The organism is Azonexus hydrophilus (assembly GCF_038368255.1).
Classification (GTDB): Bacteria; Pseudomonadota; Gammaproteobacteria; order Burkholderiales; family Rhodocyclaceae; genus Azonexus; species Azonexus hydrophilus.
Window position 1 is genome coordinate 2,421,778 of the sequence record NZ_CP151406.1, and the last position, 16,926, is coordinate 2,438,703.

Annotated in this window: 15 protein-coding genes and 1 tRNA gene; 6 read left to right on the plus strand and 10 right to left on the minus strand. The window is 61.6% G+C overall.

The genetic code is table 11. From position 1 onward, the window contains the following. Positions 1–186: 186 nt before the first annotated feature. The 4 genes from AADV58_RS11700 to AADV58_RS11715 form a co-directional block, all read right to left on the minus strand. On the minus strand, positions 187–1,032 hold the full coding sequence (locus AADV58_RS11700; protein ID WP_341743279.1) for a site-specific integrase: 846 nt from the start codon (positions 1,030–1,032) through the stop codon (positions 187–189). Positions 1,033–1,139: 107 nt separating this feature from the next. After that, entirely contained in the window at positions 1,140–2,336 is a 1,197-nt protein-coding gene (locus AADV58_RS11705; protein ID WP_341743058.1) for an IS256 family transposase, read from the minus strand. 112 nt (positions 2,337–2,448) lie between these two features. Beyond that, positions 2,449–3,276 (minus strand): DUF6538 domain-containing protein, encoded by an 828-nt coding sequence (locus tag AADV58_RS11710; RefSeq protein ID WP_341743280.1) that lies wholly within the window; start codon positions 3,274–3,276, stop codon positions 2,449–2,451. A gap of 73 nt (positions 3,277–3,349) precedes the next feature. After that, positions 3,350–3,434, minus strand: a tRNA-Leu gene (locus AADV58_RS11715). A 39-nt stretch (positions 3,435–3,473) separates the two neighbouring features. Between AADV58_RS11715 and hpnC the strand changes: the two genes are divergently transcribed. From hpnC to hpnE, 3 genes are read left to right on the plus strand one after another with little or no spacing between them, the layout of a single operon-like run. Further along, complete coding sequence (gene hpnC / locus AADV58_RS11720; protein WP_341743281.1) at positions 3,474–4,283, plus strand: squalene synthase HpnC; 810 nt, start codon at positions 3,474–3,476, stop codon at positions 4,281–4,283. Positions 4,284–4,287: 4 nt separating this feature from the next. Beyond that, on the plus strand, positions 4,288–5,121 hold the full coding sequence (gene hpnD, locus AADV58_RS11725) for a presqualene diphosphate synthase HpnD (protein ID WP_341743282.1): 834 nt from the start codon (positions 4,288–4,290) through the stop codon (positions 5,119–5,121). A gap of 4 nt (positions 5,122–5,125) precedes the next feature. Continuing rightward, entirely contained in the window at positions 5,126–6,331 is a 1,206-nt protein-coding gene (gene hpnE / locus AADV58_RS11730) for a hydroxysqualene dehydroxylase HpnE (RefSeq protein WP_341743283.1), read from the plus strand. A gap of 55 nt (positions 6,332–6,386) precedes the next feature. On the opposite strand, the gene AADV58_RS11735 is transcribed toward hpnE, so the two are convergent. The 5 genes from AADV58_RS11735 to AADV58_RS11755 form a co-directional block, all read right to left on the minus strand. Further along, positions 6,387–6,929, minus strand: coding sequence for a phasin family protein (locus AADV58_RS11735; protein WP_028995039.1), 543 nt, complete (start codon positions 6,927–6,929; stop codon positions 6,387–6,389). 64 nt (positions 6,930–6,993) lie between these two features. Further along, positions 6,994–8,541: an HD domain-containing phosphohydrolase gene (locus AADV58_RS11740; protein ID WP_341743284.1), complete on the minus strand. Its 1,548-nt coding sequence runs from the start codon at positions 8,539–8,541 to the stop codon at positions 6,994–6,996. Beyond that, on the minus strand, positions 8,538–9,887 hold the full coding sequence (locus AADV58_RS11745; RefSeq protein WP_341743285.1) for an ATP-binding protein: 1,350 nt from the start codon (positions 9,885–9,887) through the stop codon (positions 8,538–8,540). Before AADV58_RS11745 ends, AADV58_RS11740 begins: the two co-directional genes overlap by 4 nt. 33 nt (positions 9,888–9,920) lie before the next feature. Beyond that, the gene (locus AADV58_RS11750; protein WP_341744549.1) at positions 9,921–11,534 is read right to left on the minus strand and encodes a PHA/PHB synthase family protein; all 1,614 of its coding nucleotides are present in this window, start codon (positions 11,532–11,534) and stop codon (positions 9,921–9,923) included. A 372-nt stretch (positions 11,535–11,906) separates the two neighbouring features. Further along, on the minus strand, positions 11,907–12,572 hold the full coding sequence (locus tag AADV58_RS11755) for an ABC transporter ATP-binding protein (RefSeq protein ID WP_028995037.1): 666 nt from the start codon (positions 12,570–12,572) through the stop codon (positions 11,907–11,909). Between AADV58_RS11755 and AADV58_RS11760 the strand changes: the two genes are divergently transcribed. Beyond that, complete coding sequence (locus AADV58_RS11760; protein WP_281984668.1) at positions 12,571–13,173, plus strand: arylesterase; 603 nt, start codon at positions 12,571–12,573, stop codon at positions 13,171–13,173. The two genes, AADV58_RS11755 and AADV58_RS11760, sit on opposite strands and share 2 nt — an antisense overlap. On the opposite strand, the gene AADV58_RS11765 is transcribed toward AADV58_RS11760, so the two are convergent. Further along, positions 13,166–13,687 carry a class I SAM-dependent methyltransferase gene (locus AADV58_RS11765; RefSeq protein ID WP_341743286.1) on the minus strand — a complete coding sequence of 174 codons (522 nt, stop codon included), beginning with the start codon at positions 13,685–13,687 and terminating at the stop codon, positions 13,166–13,168. The genes AADV58_RS11760 and AADV58_RS11765 overlap by 8 nt on opposite strands. 19 nt (positions 13,688–13,706) lie before the next feature. On the opposite strand from AADV58_RS11765, the gene AADV58_RS11770 reads away from it, so the two are divergent. Both AADV58_RS11770 and AADV58_RS11775 read left to right on the plus strand, forming a co-directional pair. Beyond that, positions 13,707–14,114: an OsmC family protein gene (locus tag AADV58_RS11770; RefSeq protein WP_341743287.1), complete on the plus strand. Its 408-nt coding sequence runs from the start codon at positions 13,707–13,709 to the stop codon at positions 14,112–14,114. A gap of 113 nt (positions 14,115–14,227) precedes the next feature. After that, entirely contained in the window at positions 14,228–16,924 is a 2,697-nt protein-coding gene (locus AADV58_RS11775; protein WP_028995033.1) for a bifunctional acetate--CoA ligase family protein/GNAT family N-acetyltransferase, read from the plus strand. Positions 16,925–16,926: the final 2 nt, after the last annotated feature.

The window sequence follows — 16,926 nt, forward strand, 5'->3', positions numbered from 1 at the left end:
GCTAACGCGTCTATCGCGGTGGTTTTTCGCTAACGCGAATCGTGATCAAAAAATCGCTGATCCCGACCAACCCCCATCTTCTTCAAGATGCTGGCGCATCTGGAAGAAGATGGAAGCAGGAATACGCAAGAACCTATCCCAGTTTAGCTTCCTCCAGAAACCCCGCCTAGCTTCTTCCAGAACGGGCTACCGGCTTCTGACAGAACTTATCTTCCTTACGCCTCGGCGTGAAGCGTCAAGCTCACCGCTAAACGACGAATGTTTGATATTCCAGTCTAACAATTCGACATACTTCACAAGCTTATCTGGGGGAATCTGTCCGCCATACATGCTGTATGTACTGTCTTTTTTCTTATCGCCATTGTCGTCACGCTCACCGTGTTCATGCCCGCAAATCGCCGCCGCGTGTGTCTCAGGCACCTCTGCCGTTTTGAAAGCAAGAATCACAGTGTGGCGGAAGCTATGACTATCTAGACCCTTTCCAACCACGCCAACAACATCGAAATAACGATTGATCCAATTCCCAAAATATTTGTTGTGCTTTACGCTTCCGTCATCAAGGCTCGGGAAAAGCTTTTGGTCGCCGCGTTGCCGCCTTGCATCGACATAACTAAGGAACCCCAACTCGATCAGTTTTGAATGGATCGGGACAAAACGCCGAGATGCCTCATTTTTCAGGCGCTGACGCGTTGCTTCGTCATCATTGATCCTAATGCACTTAACACCTTCCTCCTCGATGATGTCATCTACAAGTAGCTGACAAATTTCGTTGAGCCGTGCCCCTGTATATAAAAGGATTGTCGGAACCCAGTATTTCGCTGGGTCGTCATCGGTCCGACTTTGGAAGTTCGGTCCCTCAAAAATAGCTTGAAGTTGCTGTTGAGTGAAGGGCAGTTTCGGAGCAGAGTCTTTTTCAAGTCCTTTTTTCAGGCCCTTGGCATGATTCCTTGTGAGCGTGAATTCATTATTGATAGCGTAATCGAAAAGACCGGACCAAGCAGACTCGTACCATTCCAACGTTTTGTAAGCCAAAAACCGCACAAACTTGGATTGTTCGAGCTTGGCACGCGATCGTGTCCCCGTTCGTGGTGTAAGAGGCAATCAGGAAGTCATGGATTCCGGTGAGGTTGGATTGCCAGTCAGAGGGTCACGGCGGACAAGCTGACGGCGGGATTGTCGCCGACCTCGGCCAAGGTTTCCAGGGTCATGTAACGTCGCTGCATGGCCCACTCGTCGTTCTGTTCAAGCAATAGGGCGCCGACCAGGCGGTAGATGGCCGCTTCGTTGGGAAAGATGCCGACGACGTCGGTACGGCGCTTGATTTCGGCATTGAGCCGCTCAATCGGATTGGTGCTGTGGATCTTGCTCCGGTGCTCGCGAGGAAAGCCCATGTGTGCGAGCACATCGTCCTCGGCATCATCCATCAGCCGGGCGATCTTTGGCAGGCGCTCACGGAGTTGGTCAGCGACGGTTCGCCACTGGTCCCGTGCCGCAGCTTCTGTCTCATGGGCAAAGATGGTGGCGATCAGGGCAGACACCATGCGACGCTGGTTGGTCGGCGCATGAACCAGGACATTGCGCATGAAATGTACCCGGCAACGCTGCCAGGTTGCAGAGATCACCTTGCGTACAGCAGCTTTCAGGCCCTCGTGGGCGTCCGAGATCACCAGCTTGACGCCGCGCAGGCCGCGACGCGACAGGCTGCGCAGGAATTCAGTCCAGAAGGGTTCGGCTTCAGAGGCGCCGACCTGCAGCCCAAGCACTTCGCGTCGGCCATCGCTGTTAGCGCCGATGGCGATTATGGCGGCGACGGAAACGATTCTTCCGGCCTGACGTACCTTGAGGTAGGTGGCGTCAATCCACAGATAGGGCCAGTCGCCTTCGATGGGACGGGCAAGGAAGGTCTGCACCCGCTCGTCGATCTCGGCGCAGAGGCGAGAGACCTGGCTCTTGGAGATGCCGCTCATGCCCATAGCCTGGACCAGATCATCGACCGAACGCGTCGAGATGCCCTGCACGTAGGCCTCCTGGATAACGGCCGCCAGCGCCTTTTCGGCGGTCCGCCGTGGTTCCAGGAAGGGCGGGAAGTAGCTGCCGGAGCGCAGCTTAGGGATGCGCAGCGCCACCGTGCCGGCGCGGGTATCCCACGCGCGATCCCGAAAGCCGTTTCGGGAATTGGTTCGCGCCTCGGAACGCTCGCCATGGCTGGCGCCGCAGCGGTTCTCGACATCCAGCTCCATCAGGCGCTGGGCCACAAAGCCGATCATCTCGCGCACGATATCGTCGGCGCCGGCCTTTTCAAGCAGCTCGGAAAGTTGCATTCTGTCTTGGGTCATCGGTTTACTCCTCAGTAGAGATTGAGATTCGCAAACCCAACCTTACCGGAGTTCTCCGATGACCTCCTGATTGCGCCCGCCGTGGTGGCCCTGCAGGGCCACCACGGCAAACTCAACACCTTCCGCTCTTACACCACTCCGCGGGACACCGCCTGGCACGCTCTTCTGCTGTCTTGAGTTTGTTCCGTGCATCCACGTATATACGTTGTGCATCGGCTTGCATCTTCACAATCTCGCCGATGCTTTTTCCTCGGAATTGCGGGGCTTTCGCCCAATTCGGGGGCAACATCCGTAAGTCAGACCACGCCTTTTCCATGACGTTTCGATTAATTCTGGAAAGTGGCATGTCACCAAGAATGTCGACCAGAATCTCAACCGCAGATGCTCGTTCTTTGCGCTTTTCTTCAAGTTCCCAGCCGCGCATGAATTTTCCGAGGCGGTCAGGGCGACTTCGGGTCTGGATGTAGTCTTTAACAAGGGCGGCAAGCGTCGCCGGGCCATTTGCCGCTGGCGCTGAAGCCAATGAGGCAGGGGCCAGCGTTGGAACCGCTGGTGCTTGTTGCCCGGCCACAATCCGCACAACCTCAAGGGCGGCAGCGCGGTCGTCGGCATTGTTGGGGTCCGATTCAATCTTTTTAATCCGACCGTTGTCACCCCATTCAATCGTCAAGCCCATGCCAGCGCCCAAACCTAGCCGACGAATTCGGTCAATATCTACCATGATTGCTAGTGGGTCAGTTTTGCGAAAGGCTGCATCATACTGAATCGAAAAAATTGCGGCGATACGCGATGCTTCCCGCAAGTTTCCAGTTCTTAATGGATGCCTGATTTCATCCCGACCAACGACAGAAATTAGTGCTTTTGGCACTCTTGCCCGGTAGTAGAAAAGGCTGCCGCGTCGCATCAAATACGCGGGTACGTGACCAAGTTTGTGTCCCATCTGTGCCCCACTTGCTAGAATGAGGGGATGGAAAAACAAAAAGCCCTGAAAAATCAGAGCCTTATGCTATATATGGTGCCCAGGAAGGGACTCGAACCCCCACGTATTGCTACGCCAGAACCTAAATCTGGTGCGTCTACCAATTTCGCCACCTGGGCAGGCGGGGCGCATTCTAACACCGAGCACGAATAACGCCCATGCCAGTCGACCATTACGAAAACTTTCCCGTCGCCTCGATCCTGGTACCAGCGCCGCTGCGCCAGCCGATCGAGGTGATTTACCGCTTCGCGCGCAGCGCCGACGACATTGCCGACGAGGGCGACGCGACGCCCGAGCAGCGCCTGGCCGAGCTTGCCGCCTACCAGGCCGAACTCGACCGCATCGCCGCCGGCAACACCCCGCAGACACCGCTGTTCGTCGACCTGGCCGAAGTCATCGCTGACCACGCCTTGCCGATCCAGTTGTTCCGCGACCTGCTCGACGCCTTCGCCCAGGACGTGGTCAAGACGCGCTATGCTGACTACCCGGAGCTGATCGATTACTGCCGACGCTCGGCCAACCCGGTCGGCCGGCTGGTGCTGGCCTTGTTCAAGCGCACCGGCGACACGCAACTGATGCAGTCCGACTGCATCTGCACCGCGCTGCAGTTGATCAATTTCTGGCAGGACATCGCCATCGACTGGCAGAAGGACCGGATCTACCTGCCGCAGGTCGAGATGCAGCGCTTCGGCGTCGGCGAGGACGATATCGCCGCCGGCCGTTGCGGCGAAGGCTGGGAAAAACTGATCGCTTTCCAGGTCGACCGGGCGCGCACCCTGATGCTGCGCGGCGCGCCGCTGGTCCATGCGCTACCCGGGCGGATCGGCTGGGAAATCCGCCTCACCGTGCAGGGCGGCCTGCGCATCCTGGAGCGCATAGCGCGTGTGCGCGGCGACGTCTTCCGGCATCGGCCCAAGCTGGGCAAGGCCGATTGGTTCGTGCTGCTCGCCCGTTCCATTAGAATGTGAGCCCATGAGCCCCGACCAATACTGCCAGGAGAAGTGCGCCAAGAGCGGCTCCTCCTTCTACTACAGCTTCCTCTTCCTGCCGCCCGAACGCCGCCAGGCGATCATGGCCCTGTACGCCTTCTGCCGCGAGGTCGACGACGTCGTCGACGAATGCTCCGACCTTTCGCTCGCCTCGACCAAGCTGGTCTGGTGGCGGATGGAGGTGCAGCGCGTCGCCGAGAAACAGGCCACCCACCCGGTCGGCCTGGCACTGCAGGCGGTCGCCCCCGGCATCAACCTGCCGAGCGAGCAGTTGCTGGAGATCATCGACGGCATGGAGATGGATCTGCAGCAGTCGCGCTATCTCGACTTCAAGGGACTGTCGCTCTACTGCTACCGCGTCGCCAGCGTCGTCGGCCTGCTCGCCGCCGAAATCTTCGGCTACCAGGACCGGCAGACGCAGAAGTACGCGCACGACCTGGGCATGGCCTTCCAGCTCACCAACATCATCCGCGACGTCGGCGAAGACGCGCGGCGTGGCCGCATCTACCTGCCGATGGACGAACTCAAGCAGTTCAACGTACCCGCCGCCGACATCCTCAACGGCAAATATTCGGACAATTTCATGGCGCTGATGCAGTTCCAGTACGAACGCGCCCAGCGCTACTACGAACAGGCATTCGCGCTGCTGCCGGCGGTCGACCGCAAGAACCAGCGCCCCGGCCTGATCATGGCGGCGATCTACCGCACCCTGCTCGAGGAAATCCGCGGCGAGAACTTCCAGGTGCTGCACCAGCGCATTTCGCTGCCGGCGACGCGCAAGCTGTGGCTGGCAGCGAAGACCTGGATCAAGGGCTGAGCGCGTGAAAGTCGCCATCGTCGGCGCCGGCTGGGCCGGGCTCGCCGCCGCCGTCGACCTGACCCGGCGCGGCGCCGCCGTCACCCTCTACGAAGCCGGCCGCGTCGCCGGCGGGCGCGGGCGATCGGTCAACATCGACGGGCGTACGCTCGACAACGGCCAGCACCTGCTGCTCGGTGCCTACCGCGAAACGCTGGCGCTGATGCGCAGCGTCGGCGCCGACCCGGACGTGCTGTTCGAGCGCCGCCCATTGCAGGTCGTCGACCGCGACGGTTTCCGCCTGGCGCTGCCGTGCTGGCCGGCGCCGCTCAACGTCGCCTGGGGGTTGCTCACGGCGGCCACGGTCGACCTGCCGGAAAAGCTGAAAACCGCGCTCTGGATGCACCGCGTCAAATGGCGTGGATTTCGCCTGACGCGCGACGAAAGCGTCGCCGACTGGCTCGACGCCGCCGGCCAGACCGGCGTCCTGCGCCAGAAACTATGGGAGCCGCTCTGCCTGGCGGCGCTCAACACCCCGGCCGAACGCGCGTCGGCGCAATTGTTTGCCAATGTTCTGCGCGACAGCCTGGGCAGCCCGCGCCGCGCCGACACCGACCTGCTGCTGCCGCGCGTGCCCTTTGGCGAACTGCTGCCGGAACCGGCCTGCCACTGGCTGGTGGCAAACGGCGCGACGCTGCGTTTCGGCCACCGGGTGCGCAGCATCAACGATGCCTGCGTCGATGACGAGGCCTACGATGCGGCCATCGTCGCCGTCGCGCCGCAGCATCTTGGCGCGCTGTTGCCGGAAATCGACGGCCGCTTCGATTACGAGCCGATTGCCACGGTCTACCTGCAATTTGCGGCAAATACCCGACTGCCCTTCCCGCTCCTGCACCTTGGCGGCAACACCGGCGCCTGGGCGGTCGACCGCGGCAACGGCCTGTTCGGCTGTGCGATCAGCGGCCACGGCGACTGGGAAGCCCTGTCCGACGAAGCGCTGGCAGCGGAAATCGAAGCCGCGCTCGGCCTCGGCCCGGCCGACTGGCGCCAGGTGATCCGGGAAAAACGGGCAACCTTCTGCAGTCGACCGCAACTGGCGCGCCCCGCCCACATCACCGCCGACCCACGCCTCGTCCTTGCCGGCGACTACACCTGGGCCGACTACCCGGCAACGCTTGAAGGCGCCGTCAGGAGCGGCCTGCGCGCAGCAAGGGCGATCCGCGCTCGATGAACCATGCAAAAACCGCCGAGGTTCGGCGGTTTTCTGGCACGCTCAATCGGTCGACTTAAGCGGTGGATTTTCTCGACTTTGCGCTCTTGGTCGTACCTTCAACCATGCTGCTCAACTGCGCGCTGCCGGTATCCTGTGCTTCCTGCACGGCTTTCTGGACCGATTCCATCGCCGTGGCTGCCTGTGCCATTGCCGATTTGATCGCATCCTTAACCGATGCAGCGTTCTCCGGCAGCGAGTTCACCGTCACTTCCACCGCCGAGAAGAATTCCTTTTGCGCGTCTTTCATCTGCGACTGGACCAGCTCGCCGAATTCGCTGCCCATGCCGGAAGCAAGCTTGAACAACTCCTGGCTGTAGTTTGCGGTTTTTCCGGCAATTTTCTGGAGCAGTTCTTCATTCAGCTTGGCCAGACTTTTCAGATCCTTGGCACTCATCAGGGTTTTCACATGCTCGTCATGAGCCTGAAGATGATTGCGGGCTGTGTCGAGGTTCAACTGGGCAATCTTCTCGACGACATCCAGGGCCTTTCCGGTCATTTCGTGAAGAGCGGCAAGTTGTGCCTTGTGGGCGCTGACGACTTTTTCTGCGTTCAACATACTTGATCCTGGAAATGAAATTATCGGGAACTTCAGCCTAAACCTCGACCTTTACACCCGTATTTCAGCAATTCACTGCCTCCGAGCGATGCTGCCCTTCAGTGGGGAAGCTGGACTCCCCGATTACAGCGGCCAATGCTTCAACGGCACGGGGATCGAACCGTTGCCCGGCCATCTCGCGTAACCAGGCGATGGCCTTTTCCCGAGGCCAGCCTTCCTTGTAGGGACGCTTCGAGACGAGCGCGTCGTACACGTCGGCAACACTCACGATCCGTGCCGAAACCGGTATCTGATCAAGGGTCTTGCGGCCTGGATAGCCGCTGCCATCGGCACTTTCGTGGTGGTTGGCAGCGATTTCCGCAGCCAAGGCAATGTAGTTCATCCCTGGCACCATGCCTGCTGCCTCAGCCAGAATCTCGGCACCGATCGCCACATGCGCCTGCATCTGGCGCTTCTCACCACCATCGAGCGCCCCGGGTTTGTTGAGGATTGCATCTGGCACCCCCACTTTGCCAACATCGTGGAGAACCGAAGCCAGAACGAGTTGCTCGACAAAGGCTTCATCACGCAGGCAGGCGTAATCGTCATGGACGCGCAACTTGAGTGCCATTGCCCGGACCATCCGCTCAACCCGGCGGACATGCTCACCCGTTCCGGCGTCCCGGAATTCCGCCATGCGCGCCAGCGCATAGACAATGGCTTTCTGCGCATCCTGCAGACGCCCGAGCAGGAGAACCGAATCCCAGCCGGCGCCAACAGCTTCCGCAAGAATGCCGAACAATACTCGATCACCGTCATCCACACTGGAAACACCACCGAGGCAGACGAAAACCGGCGAATCCGTACGCGACGGGATGGGGGCCAGGACCAGGCCATCCACCCAGCGCAAGGTCAGCCCGTCCCAGGCGTCGATGGCATCAATGGCCGATTCCGGCAAATCGCCCTGGCGCGCCAGCGCCGTGCTGCCCTGCCCTTCGCGACGCCGCAGTTCGCCGCCACCGGCGTTCAGCAAGGCAACCATGAACGCCAGCGCCCCCTTGCCGAATTCATCCAGTTCCTGATGACGGGCCAGCCCCTGGTTGGCGTGAACAATCTGTGCCAGACCGGCACGCTGACGCTCAAGATCAAGCAGGTGCTGGTACGCCCGCAACGATGCGACGACAGTCGTGAACAATTTCTGGGTCGTCAGTTCCGTCTTTTCCTTGTAATCGTTGATGTCATAGCGAAGAATCACCTCCTTTTCCGGGGCATAGCCTGGCTGCCCGGTGCGCAGCACGATACGAACCAGCTTGTTGCCGAGGGTGACGCGGACGAACTCGACCAGACGCAGGCCCGCATCCGTTTCTTCCATGACGACATCGAGGAGCAATACGGCCACATCGTCATGCTGCAGCAGATAGGCCTCTGCCTCGCTTCGCGAATATGCCGGAATGATTTCCAGCGCCGCGCCGGCAAACGAGAAATCAGCCAGAACGATCTTTGTTATCGCGAACACATCCGGCTCGTCATCGACCACGAGCAGTTTCCAGGCGGCCCTGGCAGCACATTGCGGAACGGGCCCGTCATCTTCCTCGATCAGGAAATCTTCATCGCTATCCGGGTCATCAATCATTGGGGCACCTCCAGTGGCAAATCGATGACGAAACTTGTGCCCAGACCAGGCTGGCTTTGACAGGCGACCGTTCCCTTGAGTATCCCGGTCACCAGATTGAACACGATGTGCAGGCCGAGGCCGGACCCGCCGGCATGACCGCGTGTGGTGAAAAATGGCTCGAACAGATGCACCTGGTCGCTCTCGGAGATACCCACACCATCATCGGAGAAAAGCATATGCACGTGGCTGTCCGAACGGCTGCAAGCGATCGAGATCGTCCCGGGACGGTTCTCGGGAAAGGCGTGCTCGAGCGCATTCATCGTCAGGTTGGTGACAATCTGGGCCAGTGCCCCGGGATAACTGTCGAGGACGATGTCCGGCGGACAGTCCACCCGGACCTGATGGGTTTGCCGCTTGAGCACGGGACGCAGGCTGTGCAGCACTTCGCCAAGATAATCGGCCAGATTGAAACGACGGCGCACTTCGCTCGTCTGATCCACCGCAACACGCTTGAAGCTCCTGATCAGTTCAGCCGTCCGCTGCACATTGCTGCGGGCCAGCAATACGCTTTCCCCGGCCATCTCCAGAAAGCGTGTCATCTCGGAACGCCGCAGATGGCCTTCAGCCACGCTGGCTTGCAACTGTGCCAGGCCGGCTTCAAGGTGAGTTACTGCCGTCAGCGCAATGCCGACCGGCGTATTGATTTCGTGCGCCATGCCGGCCACCAGACGGGCAAGCGCCGCCAGGCGACGAGCTTCGACCAGGCTGTCCTGCGTCGCACGCAAATCGGCGACGGTTCGTTCCAGCTGCTGGGCATAGGATTCGACATCGTGACGCAGCGCTTCCGAGCGTTCGCGGGCACGGGCAAAAATCTCCGATTGCGCCATCAACAGGACATAGGTATCGAGCAAGCGATGCTGTCCATCGGGAAAGTCCACCATCAACGGCTCGAACAGCAGCTTCCTTGGACGGGCCAGAGCCTGCCTGACCGCATCATGGACGAGCGTTGCCGAGGCCAGACAGAGCCAGGGTGCGGACAAGGAAACAACCGCCCTGGCCACGGGATGATTCAGGTACAACTCGGCACGAAATGGCTGCGACAACTCTTCCAGCCAGCGCTGACGGGACACCACGCCGACGACATCGCTACCGTCGGTGACGATGCACCCTGGCAACTCCGGGTTGTTGCGCAGGCTTTCGTCGATATCGTGTCCGGGCGCAGCCAGGTCGACCGAGCAGGCGTGACACGGCAACTCGCCAATAGCGCTGTCAATATCCAGAACAGGGCCGGCATCAGGCGCTGGCGTACCGGTCTCCTGATACGCCATCGCTCCCCCGGAATGCGCTGCCATCGCGTTGCCCATGATACTGATCACCCCCCGGCGACCCGCATCGGGTCAGTGCTCGTGGACATAGGTTCCAGGCGCTGCCGCCAACGAAGGAAATTCGGCGGTGGCCGCCGGTCGGGCCGGGACAGACTCGCCCAAGCGGGGCTTCAGCCAGTGCATCCAGTCTTCCCACCAACTTCCGGCATGCTGCTTGACACTCGCCTGCCAGGCGCGCGGGGAATCCGCCTTGCGGTGTGCCGGCCCGGCCCAGTAGGCGCGCTTTGCCGGTCTTACCGGTGGATTGACAATACCCAGGATATGGCCCGAGGTCGTCAGGACGAAGCGCTTGTCGCCACTGACATGATGCAGGGTGCGGAAAGCCTGTTGCCAGGGGGCAATATGATCGTCTTCGGCGGCCACCGCGTAGAGCGCCTGGCGAATGATGCCGAGATCGATCGGCTGCCCGGCCACTGTCAGGCTTCCCGGCTGGATGAGCCGGTTATGCAGGTAAAGCTCGCGGAGATACCAGGCATGCATGGCGTAGGGCATGCGGGTTGAATCCATGTTCCAGTAAAGCACGTCGAACGCTGCCGGGGCTTCGCCATACAGCCAGCCCTTGACGATGTAATGCCAGACCAGGCTGTTCGAACGCAACAAGCGGAACGATGCCGCCATCTCCTTGCCATCGAGATAGCCTTTGCGTGCCATCTGCTCGGTGAGGTGGTCAATGCTTCCCGGATCGATGAAAACTTCGATGTCACCAGGCTTGTGAAAGTCCACCAGGGTCGTAAACAGTGTCCAGTCGGCAACCGGCATCTGCTCCGGCGGATACCTGCGGTTGGCCCAGGCCATGTAGCTTGCCAGTGCCGTCCCGCCAATACAGTAGCCCACCGCATGGACGCGTGACTGGCCGGTGAATTCCCGGGCAAGCTGCACGATCCGGTCGATGCCTTCGACGAGATAATCGTCGAAGGCCAGGTCCCGCATCGAAGCGTCCGGATTCTTCCAGCTCGTGATGAAAACATCGACCCCCTGATCGAGCAGGTAACGCACCATGCTTTTCCTGGCGGTCAGATCGAGGATGTAATACTTGTTGATCCACGGCGTCACGATGACCAGAGGCTCGGCACCGACCCGCTCGCTTCTCGGTGCGTAATGGATCACCTCAAGCAGGTGATTGCGAAAGACAACTGCGCCAGGCGTTGTCGCCAGATTCTCGCCGACCTTGAAATCATCAGGATTGGTCATGCGGACATTGCCGGAGAGCACATCCTCCATCATGTTCTCAACACCTCGCCACAGGCTCTCGCCGCGCGTCTCGACAAGCTTCTGCAAGGCAACCGGGTTCGACCACAGGTAGTTCGTCGGCGCCACGGCATTCAGCCACTTCCGCCACCAGAATGCCGCCCGCCGACGCTCACGATCGGATAGTGCGGGGGTTTCGTACAGGATGTCCTGAATATGGTGCGTGAAGGCCAGATACCATTCCTTGACCAGATCCCAACTGGCGGACTCCGTCCATACCGGATCGACAAAACGGGCATCATCGGCCTGCGGCAGTACCGGATCGACGCTCGGTAGCCCCAGGGAACGCTTGACGCTATGCGCCTGCAATTCGAGGAGATCCGTAGACAGGCGGAAGAGGCGCTCAGCCAGTTCCTGTGGGTGGAGCATCCATGCCATCTGCGCATGCGCGATCGGCACCCCGATCCCGAACGGATCAAACTGGGCCAGCAACTTCTCCCTGGCCTGACGCAACTGCCGATGGATCTGAGCCGTATCAGGCAACGGCTTTGGCGCCGGGATTTCCGGCAGCCCTGAAATGCCTTTACGGTGGCGGCGGTCAAGATGACTCATGCTGTGCTCCCTGGCAAGTATCGCAAGCGCCCCCCGGACAATGAAGCGTAAGCGTTTTTTACGCAGCCCTCCGGAAGCTACCCTGCCAGCTTGCTACAAAAGCGTTTCAATCTTGCGACAGCAGTCCCCTGGCGAGCGTGCAGACGGGCATCGCGTGCCCCAAGGTGGCGTCAAAACAGCCAACCCGGATCGCCAATTTCAAGCAACGGATTGAATCCGCAACACACGGCCACAGCGTGCTGCAATTGCTTCGTCGTGGGTTACCAGAATCAAGGTCGTGCCCTGCCGGGTATTGAGGTCGAACATCAGTTCGATGATCTGCTTACCGGTCACCGCGTCGAGGTTGCCGGTCGGTTCGTCGGCCAGCACCAGCCGCGGCGCTGGCGAGAAGGCGCGGGCCAAGGCGACGCGTTGCTGCTCGCCGCCGGAAAGATGCTTCGGGTAATGCTTGAGGCGATGACCTAGACCGACGCGCTCCAGCCAGTCGCGTGCCAGCGCCGCTGCATCCTTGCGGCCGGCCAGTTCAAGCGGCAGCATGACGTTTTCCAGCGCGGTCAGCGCCGGCAACAGCTGGAAGGACTGGAAGACGAAACCGAGCAGCCGGCCCCGGGCGAGCGCGCGCGCATCTTCGTCGAGCGCGGCGAGCGACACGCCATCGAGGCGGATTTCGCCGGCCGTGGGAACATCGAGGCCGGCAAGTAGTCCGAGTAGCGTGGATTTTCCCGAACCGGAAGCACCGACGATGGCCACGGTCTCGCCCGGCATGACCGAAAAGGAAATATCCTGCAGAATCGTCAAGGGCTCGCCGCCGTTATCGACGGTCTTGCCCAGACCCACCACTTCAACTACCGGTTTTTCCGTCATGCGTGCTTTCCTGTTCCTGTTATCGCTGCTGGTCTTCGCGCCGCCAGCCCTGGCCGCCAAAACCATCCTAGTCATGGGCGACTCGCTGTCCGCCGGCTACGGTATCCGTCCGCAGCAGGCCTGGCCGTCGCTGCTGCAGGAGCGCCTGCGCGAATTGCGCCTCGATTATAGCGTCGCCAACCTGTCGATCTCCGGCGAAACCAGCGCCGGCGGCCGCGCCCGCTTTGCTGCCGCGCTTCAGGCGCACCAACCGGCGGTGGTCATCCTGGCGCTGGGCGCCAACGACGGCCTGCGCGGCCTGCCCTTGAAGCAGATGGAAAACAACCTGGAGACGATGATCGTCGCCGCCAGAAAATCCGGTGCCCGCGTGCTGCTCGCCGGCATGCGTCTGCCGCCGAATTACGGGCCGTACGCCGATCAGTTCTTCCAGCGCTTCGGCGACATCGCCAAGGCGGAAAAAACCGCCTACCTGCCCTTCCTGCTCGAACCGGTGGCGACCCGCCCGGAACTGTTCCAGGCCGACCGCCTGCACCCGACTGCCGACGCCCAGCCGCTGCTGCTGGAGCACGTCTGGCCGGCGCTACGGCCGCTGCTCAGGTAGGCCGGCGGGCGACGATGGCCTGGCGCACGCAGGGTTTCGGCTCGCCGGCATAGCCCTCGAACCAGGCGATTTCTGCCAGCCCGGCCGCCGCCGCGACGGTGCGCAGTTCGCCCGGGCGCAGCAGGAAATCGGGGTTCGACGGCTTGCCCCAGGCTTCGTTGCCAAGCATGAAGGTTTCGTAGAGGAGCACGCCGCCGCCCGCCAGTTGACCGAGCAGTTCCGGCAGCCGTGGTCGCCACAGGTAGTTGGTGACGACGATGCCAGCGAATGATTCACCCGCCAGCGGCCAGACGTCGCCTTCGAGATCGAGGCAACGGGTTTCGATGCCGGCGATGTCGTTCAACGCCGCCAGCGCCGACGCATCGCGATCAACCGCCAGGACCTGCCGGCCCTGCCCTGCCAGAAATCGGGCATGACGCCCGCTACCGCAGGCCAGGTCGAGGATTCGACCGGTGTCCGGCAAGCACGAACTGTAACGTTCGATCCAGCCGGATGGGCGTATGATTTGAGTCATTTCATTCACGGAGCGCGTCATGTCGGGAACGGTTGTCGTCAGGGAAAACGGACAGGGAAGATACCAGCAGGAAGTCATCGCCGGCCAGCACCGCCTGATTGCCGACGAACCGGCCAGCATGGGCGGCAGCGACGCCGGACCGGCGCCCTTCGATTTTGTCATGGCCGGCCTCGGCGCCTGCACCTCGATGACCCTGCGCATGTACGCCGAACGCAAGGAACTGGCGCTGCGCAAGGTTCACGTCGAACTGTCGCACCACAAGGTCGAGGTCGACGGCACAATGCGTGACTGCATCGAGCGCCGCATCACGCTGGAAGGCGACCTGACGCCGGAACAACGGCAGCGTCTGCTCGAAATCGCCAACAAATGCCCGATTCACCGGGCCTTGTCGCAGTCTTTCCAGCTCGATTGCGAACTTGTCGATTAGGTGAAACCCGAGGGCAATACCCGCATTTTTTGCATGGTATTGCGCACTCGAGTATGAGAAAATATTGCACTGCACAATCCCCGTAAAAACAATAGCCTGAAAAGAGAGCCAGCATGTTGGAACAGCACTATCTGACCGCACTTTTCGAACCGAAGTCGGTCGCCGTGATCGGCGCCTCGGATCGCGAAAACTCCGTCGGCAACGTCATCTTCAAGAACATTCTCGGCTCGGGCTACAAGGGCCGTCTGTACGCGATCAACCCGAAACACGAGACGATCCAGGGCCAGCCGGCCTACAAGTCGATTGAGGAAATCGGCGCCCGCGTCGAGATGGCGGTCATCGCCACCCGCCCGCAGACGGTACCGCAGATCATCGAACAGTGCGGCCGCAGCGGCGTGCGCAACGTCATCGTCATCGCCTCGGGTTTCTCCGAAGCCGGCCACATCGGCGCCGCGCTCGAACGCAAGGTGATGGAAATCGCCCGTTCCTACAACGTGCGCGTGCTCGGCCCCAACTGCCTGGGCATCATCCGCCCCGAACTCGGCCTCAACGCCACCTTCACCCGCGCTTCCGCCGCGCCCGGCAACCTGGCCCTGGTCTCGCAGTCCGGCGCCATGTGTTCGGCAGTGCTCGACTGGGCGCAGGCCAACCAGGTCGGTTTCTCGTCGGTCATCTCGCTGGGCATGACCGCCGACGTCGATTTCGGTGAAATCCTCGATTACCTGATCTACGACAGCCGCACCCATTACATCCTGATGTACGTCGAAGGCATCCGCCACGCCCGCCGCTTCATGAGCGCGTTGCGTTCGGCGGCGCGGATCAAGCCGATCATCCTGCTCAAGGCCGGCCGTCACGAAGCCGGTTCGCACGCCGCCCGCCTGCATTCGGGCATGGCCGCCGTTTCCGATACCGTCTTCGACGCCGCCGTGCGCCGTGCCGGCGTCGTCCGCGTCAAGAACGTCGGCCAGCTGTTCTACGCGGCCAAGGCACTCGCCTCCAAGTTCCGTCCGCAAGGCGCCCGTCTGGCAATCATCACCAACGGTGGCGGTCCGGGCGCCATGGCGGCCGACCGCGCCGGCGACCTCGGCATTCCGCTGGCCGAACTGGCCGCGGAAACCATCGGCAACCTGAACAAGGTGCTGCCGGCCAGCTGGTCGCACAGCAACCCGATCGACATCGGTGGCGACGCCACCCCCGAACGCTACCGCGACGCCCTGCTGTCGATCTCGCAGGATCCGAACGTCGACAGCACCCTGGTCATGCTCTCGCCGCAGGCGATGACCGACCCGATGGGCGTGGCCCAGGCGATCATCTCGATTTCCGACAAGCTCAACCGCCGCATCATCTGCTGCTGGATGGGTGAATCCCAGGTTTCCGAAGCGCGCAAGCTGCTCGAAGACTCGGGCATCCCGGCCTTCCGCATGCCGGAAACGGCAATCGAGCTGTTCCACCACATTTCCAAGTACTACAGCAACCAGAAGCTGCTGCTGCAGACGCCGGAACCGACCCGCCAGCACGGCCGGCCGGAAGCCGAAGGCGCCAAGATGCTGATCGAGGCCCTGCTCGCCGAACGGCGCAAGGTGCTCTCGGAAATGGAATCGAAGGCCATCCTGCGCGCCTTCAAGGTGCCGGTCGCCCAGACCATGGTCGCCCGTACCGCCACCGAAGCCCTGCTGCTGGCCGAACAGATCGGCTTCCCGGTGGCGATGAAGGTCGATTCGCCCGACCTGCCGCACAAGTCAGACGCCGGCGGCGTCCGCCTCAACATCCAGAATGCGCCGGCGGTACGCAACGCCTATCACGACATCATCGACACGGTGCAGAAGCGCAACCCGACCGCCAAGATCAACGGCGTCTCGATCGAGCCCTTCCTGTCCCGCCCGCACGGCCGCGAAATCATGATCGGCGTGCTGCGTGACCCGATCTTCGGGCCGGTCATTACCTTCGGCGCCGGCGGTTTCGACAATGAAATCTTCTCCGACCGTTCGGTCGCGCTGCCGCCGCTGAACAAGTTCCTGGCCAAGGACCTGATCGACTCGACGCGCACCTCCAAGGTGCTCGACCAGTTCCACAACATGCCGCCGGTCGACCGTGAAGCGCTCAAGGAAGTCCTGCTGTGCATCTCGGAAATGGTCTGCGAACTGCCGTGGATCATCGAAATGGACCTCAATCCGCTGATCGTCGACGAGCACGGCGCCATCGCTGCCGACGCCCGCATCGTCATCGACCACGCGGCCAACAGCAGCGGCGACCGCTACGCGCACATGGCGATCTACCCCTACCCGGTGCACCTGATCCAGGACTGGACGATGAACGACGGCAAGGTCGTCACCATCCGCCCGATCCGCCCGGAAGACGCCGACATGGAGCAGGAATTCGTCAAGGCCATGTCCGACGAATCGCGCTACTACCGCTTCATGGACACCCTGCGCGAACTGACCCAGACCATGCTGGTCCGCTTCACGCAGATCGACTACGACCGTGAAATGGCGCTGGTCGCGACGCTGCCCAATGCCGAAACCGGCAAGGAACACCAGATCGGCGTGGCCCGCTATGTGCTCAATCCGGATGGCGAATCGGTCGAGTTCGCACTGGCTGTCGGCGACGACTGGCAGAAGTGCGGCGTCGGCCGCAAGCTGATGACGGCGCTGATCGACTGTGCCCGCAGCAAGGGCTACCGCGCCGTGGTTGGCGACGTGCTGTCGACCAACAGCAAGATGTTCCGCCTGATGACCAGCCTCGGCTTCACCATCCACCCGCACCCCGACGACACCGCCGTCAAGCGCGTGGTCAAGCCGCTGACCGGCTGACA